Genomic DNA, 4,455 nt, shown 5'->3' with positions numbered 1-4,455 from the left:
GGGGTGGGGCAGAACGAGATCGCGGTCTCGGAGATGGTCGACACCTTCCTGTTGCTGACCCTGGCGCGGGCTGGCGACCAGTTGCAGGGCATCAAGCGGGGCATCCTCGAACTGGCCGACGTCATCGCGGTGAACAAGGCCGACGGCGACGGCGAGGGGCCGGCGCGGGTGGCCGCGCGCGAGCTCGCCGGGGCGATGCGGTTGATGATGCCAGGTGCTGCCACTCGACGACCCCCTGTACTGACCTGCTCGGCCCTGACCGGTGCCGGGCTCGACGAGGTGTGGGAGGCGGTGCTCGAGCACCGGGCCCACCTGGAGTCCGAAGGATCGCTGGAGGCGCGGCGCGCGCAGCAGCAGCAGGATTGGATGTGGGCGATGGTCGATGCCCACCTGCAGGACCTGGCGCGACAGACGTCGTCTGTTCACGCGCAGCGTGAGCAGATCGAACAGGCCGTGCGCGCCGGCGACCTGAGCGCGGTCGATGGCAGCGCCCGAATCCTCGAGCTCGTCACCTCCGACCTCACCGACCGGGGCAGCCCGCTGATGGACGGATGTTGATCGATTCTCTGTCTGCCTACGTCGGGGGCTGGTGCCTCCCGAAAGAGTTGCCGTGGATCCCGATGATGCCAATGCACCGCGGAGACCCCACGGCAAGTCGCCCCGACTATCGCTGGTGAGGGCTCTCGTCGGTTGGCTGTCGACGTCGGAGGCTGGTGACCACCCATCCGAGGAGCGCAACTTGCCACAGCACGAGGAGGAGGACCGCAATCGGCGACTGCTCCTCTGCGGCAACGGTCCGCCACACGGCCCACACAAGACTCGCCTCAAGAAGGCCAATGGCAATCCACATCCGGGGGGTCATCACAGTTTTCCTTTCCACTGCTGAGTAGTCAGTACCGACGGCCACAACTGAACCAGACGTCCTGAACCGCCCATCCGACGGCCGCCGTGCCAGCGACCCATCCCCAGCCGCCCGTCGGCACCCCAGCCGTGAGTGCGCCCATGAGCGTGATTGTCGCGCCAGCGTAGGCCTTCTTGCACGCGGCCGAAATCTTGGCTCCTGTGGGATAGACGTCTGGCAGGTAACGGCCTACATGTGAACCGCTAATGTAGGAGTTCAGGTAGCCATGGCACGCGCGGAACTTCTTGCCGTTCCACCCGATCGTTGACCCGTTGTACCCCGTGCAGTAGTAGTCGTACGACCCTGCGGCCGCCAACATGGTCTGCTTCGCGGTTGGACTGTCGAGGTTTGGCTTCGGCTCCGGGTGGGTGAGGACCCACTGCTGCACGGCGGCGCGAGCAAGATCCGCCCTCGGGGAGGCCAGCATTCTCTCAAGCTTCCTGGTATCGCCCATCGCCGCAGCCGTCATGGCAGCAAGAGCCTCGGGGTCCAGATCGCTGACCGTGGCTGTAGGCGACTGCTCTGCTATCGGGCGGGGGGGGTTGCCTGGCTGGGAGCGGCGAACACCAACAACATCGCAAGCAACACCAAGATCGAACTGACTGCCTTCGTTCTCATCGACTCATCCCCATCGTGGTTGAGATATCCACGCCAGTTGGCGCGAACGGCGTTGAGTCTTGCACCAGCCCACCCACCGCGCATCCTGAGCGACAGGTTCGCAGTCAGCCGCGGGCTGGAGTGAGCCAGCCAGCGGGGGCGATACCGCGGCGCCGGGCCAGCCACACCAGCACGGCCGTGGTCGCGGCTGTGACGACGAGGTTGAGCATGGCCGAGACCGGCGAACCCTCGCTGGTCCCGTCGACGTAGGACTCCGCCAAGCCACCGAACAGCGACCCGGTGACCAGGATGAGGATGTTGTTGATGACGTGGATGACGATGACGGCTTCGAGCCCGCCGGTGCGCCACGCCAGGTAGCAGCCGAAGAAGGCCAGCGACCCGAGCTCGAGCAGGATCCACGGGTCGAGCGACCCGTGCGCCAGGGCGAAGGCCGCCGTCGACAGCACGGTCGTGACGGCGAGGGCGACCACGGGGGAGCGGAACCACGACCCGATGCTCTGCACCAGCCCACCGCGGAAGGCGACCTCCTCCCCGGCAGCCTGCAGGGGGGTGGTGAGCAGGGTGACGGCGACGAGCCCGACCCACTGGTCGGCCCGACCGAGGTTCTCCTGGCCGAAGATCACCCACGACGCCCCCAGATAGAGCGCCCAGATCGGCAGCACCACCGCTGTGCACCACATCGCCCACCCCCACCGGAAGCGGCCCGCCACCGAGAACACCCGACCTGGGCTGCGGCGGTGTCCCACCCACAGGGCCAGCATCGTCGCCGGGATGAGCAGGGCCAGGCCGAGGTTGCCGTAGAGGGTGCCCCACGGGTCGGTCGCCAGGTCATCGACGGTCAAGGGCATCGTCCACCCCGCCGCCCAGAAGACCGCCGTGAGCACGAGCCCCATGACGATCAGGCTGACGATCCCGACGAGGCCGGCCAGCAGGGGGCGCCACCACCGGTGGCGCGGTCCGCGCATCTGGTGCACGTACGGGCGGGGCTCGGCCTCGGCCGCGGCGAGAGCGCGTTGCTGCCCGCTCACGGCGTCCGCCCACTCCCGCTCGCGCGCGTGCTGACGGGCGACGTCGACGAACGCGAACAGCAGGGGATGCGGCGAACGACCGGTGAGCGCGCCGATCTGAGGCTGGAACAACGACAGGACGAAGAAGGGGTGGTTCCACAGGCTGAGCACCTCGACGGGTGCGTCGGGTGCGGTGGCCTCGACGATCCAGCCGTGCTGGGTGAGCGCCCGAACGGTCTCCTCGGTGGGCCCGTAGTCGCAGTAGTGCACGCCGACGAACGGCTGCCCGCCGACGAGGTTCGCGAAGCGGGTGCCGGGGACGGGAGTGACCGTGCGCTCCTGGCCCTGCAGGCTGCACGCGAGCGGAGCCACGGCGTTGGTCGCCCCGACGCCGTCGACCTCGGCATGGGTCGCGTGCCAGCCCAGCACGGTGCGGGAGAACTCGATGACCGCGTACTGCAACCCGCCGCACGTACCGAGGAAGGGGATGCCGTGCTCACGCGCCCAGCGGATCGCTCGCAGCGCTGCGGCGTCGTCGGCGTACGGGGAGCCGGGTGCCAGCCAGACCCCGTCGACACCCATCTCGGCAAGGCGGTCGATGCGGGGGTCGGTGGTGCCGATCCAGACCGTCTCGACGTCGGGGCCGAGCACGGCCCTGGCGGCCTCGAGCTCCTGGTGGCTGGGGTAGGACGGGTTGAGGTCGCCGATGATGGCGATGCGCACGCTCACGTGGCCACCCTACGTTCGCCCCGAGGTCAGGTCGCGGGGGTGGACCGGGCGCAGGCCGGGCACCTCGACGAAGCGGTCGTCGGTGGTGACGACGGTGTCGAACCCGGCGAGCAGGGCCGTCGCGGCGATGAATGCGTCGCGACCGCGCGCCTGGGTGGTGGCCAACAGGTCCGTGGCCCGATCGAGAACGAGGTCGTCCATCGGGTGAACCACGCACAGGTCTCGGATGGCTCGCAGGTGGGCGACCGCCGGCGCGCGGGGCCCGACGCGCATGCGGTGGAAGACGACCTCATGGAGGCACTCGGCGGCCGTGTGGACGAACAGGTGACCGCTCGCAGCCCGTTGCAGCAGGGCCCGGCAGGCTGGGGTGTTCGGGTGCTCGCCCAAGGCGGTGAGGACGACCGATGTGTCCAGGAAGACGAGGCGGGCGCTCACGTCTCGAGCATCTCCTCGATGTCCCGAGCCCGGGCGTCGAGCATCTCCTCCCACGACTCGGCCGGCCCCTCCCCGGTGTCGGCCGTGGCGAGCAGGAACCGGGCCGCCGCCGCCCGCCGGGCCTGGTCGCGCTCCTCGTCGAAATGCAGGTCGATGGCCGAGCGGACGATGTCGCCGACGGAGCGTCCGGTGCGCTTGGACTCCTCCGTCAACCGGGCATGCCGCTCCTCGTCGATGAGGACGTGCAGGTTGGCTGACCACCAGCGGGCCCCGCGCTGGGAGGCGAGAGCGAGCGGCATCCGGGCGATTTCGTGGTGAGGGTGCCTTTCCCGTAGTCTTGAGCGTCGGTCACGTGTGCGTTCGAGCATGGGTGCAAGCCTGCGAGAGCAGCACGAGGCCGATTTCCATGGGCGGTTCGACACCACGAAAGAGTCGCCCAACGGCGGATTGAGAGGGTATGGCCAAGAAGGACGGCGTCATCGAGATCGAGGGAACGATCGTCGAAGCACTTCCGAACGCATCGTTTCGGGTTGAGCTCACGAACGGTCACAAGGTTCTCGCGCACATCTCAGGGAAGATGCGCCAGCACTACATCCGGATCCTCCCCGAGGACCGCGTGGTGGTGGAGCTCAGCCCCTACGACCTGACCCGCGGCCGCATCGTCTTCCGCTACCGCTAAATCCACACCTCGACAAGACAGCAAAGGCGACATGAAGGTTCAGCCGAGCGTCAAGAAGATCTGTGACAAGTGCAAGGTGATCCGCC

The 4,455-nt window shown here is 68.3% G+C and carries 7 protein-coding genes; 3 read left to right on the top strand and 4 right to left on the bottom strand.

The annotated features are described in order from the left end of the window. The coding region (locus tag PLL68_RS12485) for a P-loop NTPase family protein (protein WP_502910706.1) at window positions 1–558 on the top strand (558 nt) is incomplete at its 5' end. A gap of 332 nt (window positions 559–890) precedes the next feature. Here the strand turns inward: PLL68_RS12485 and PLL68_RS12480 are convergent. From PLL68_RS12480 to PLL68_RS12465, 4 genes are all read right to left on the bottom strand, one after another. After that, a complete protein-coding gene (locus tag PLL68_RS12480) occupies window positions 891–1,370 on the bottom strand; it encodes a hypothetical protein (protein WP_324534553.1) in 480 nt (159 codons plus the stop codon). A 253-nt stretch (window positions 1,371–1,623) separates the two neighbouring features. Then, on the bottom strand, window positions 1,624–3,255 hold the full coding sequence (locus PLL68_RS12475) for a CPBP family glutamic-type intramembrane protease (RefSeq protein ID WP_324534551.1): 1,632 nt from the start codon (window positions 3,253–3,255) through the stop codon (window positions 1,624–1,626). A gap of 9 nt (window positions 3,256–3,264) precedes the next feature. Further along, on the bottom strand, window positions 3,265–3,690 hold the full coding sequence (locus tag PLL68_RS12470; RefSeq protein ID WP_324534549.1) for a type II toxin-antitoxin system VapC family toxin: 426 nt from the start codon (window positions 3,688–3,690) through the stop codon (window positions 3,265–3,267). Continuing rightward, window positions 3,687–3,989, bottom strand: a complete 303-nt coding sequence (locus tag PLL68_RS12465) for a hypothetical protein (RefSeq protein ID WP_324534547.1) — start codon at window positions 3,987–3,989, stop codon at window positions 3,687–3,689. The genes PLL68_RS12470 and PLL68_RS12465 overlap by 4 nt, the downstream gene beginning before the upstream one ends. 158 nt (window positions 3,990–4,147) lie before the next feature. Here PLL68_RS12465 and infA point away from each other — a divergent pair, with 158 nt between their 5' ends. Next, on the top strand, window positions 4,148–4,369 hold the full coding sequence (infA, locus tag PLL68_RS12460; protein ID WP_159900876.1) for a translation initiation factor IF-1: 222 nt from the start codon (window positions 4,148–4,150) through the stop codon (window positions 4,367–4,369). Window positions 4,370–4,400: 31 nt separating this feature from the next. After that, window positions 4,401–4,455 (top strand): 50S ribosomal protein L36 (rpmJ, locus tag PLL68_RS15895; RefSeq protein WP_502910707.1); only part of this gene is annotated, 55 nt, incomplete at its 3' end.

This window comes from Ornithinibacter sp. (assembly GCF_035443565.1).
In the GTDB taxonomy this organism is placed as follows: domain Bacteria; phylum Actinomycetota; class Actinomycetes; order Actinomycetales; family Dermatophilaceae; genus Fodinibacter.
This window is presented reverse-complemented; position numbering and strand designations above follow the sequence as displayed.

Coding starts and splice junctions, on each gene's coding strand:
- PLL68_RS12480 (WP_324534553.1), bottom strand. CDS start 1,370: ATGACGGCTGCGGCGATGGGCGATACCAGGAAGCTTGAGAGAATGCTG.
- PLL68_RS12465 (WP_324534547.1), bottom strand. CDS start 3,989: ATGCCGCTCGCTCTCGCCTCCCAGCGCGGGGCCCGCTGGTGGTCAGCC.
- infA (WP_159900876.1), top strand. CDS start 4,148: ATGGCCAAGAAGGACGGCGTCATCGAGATCGAGGGAACGATCGTCGAA.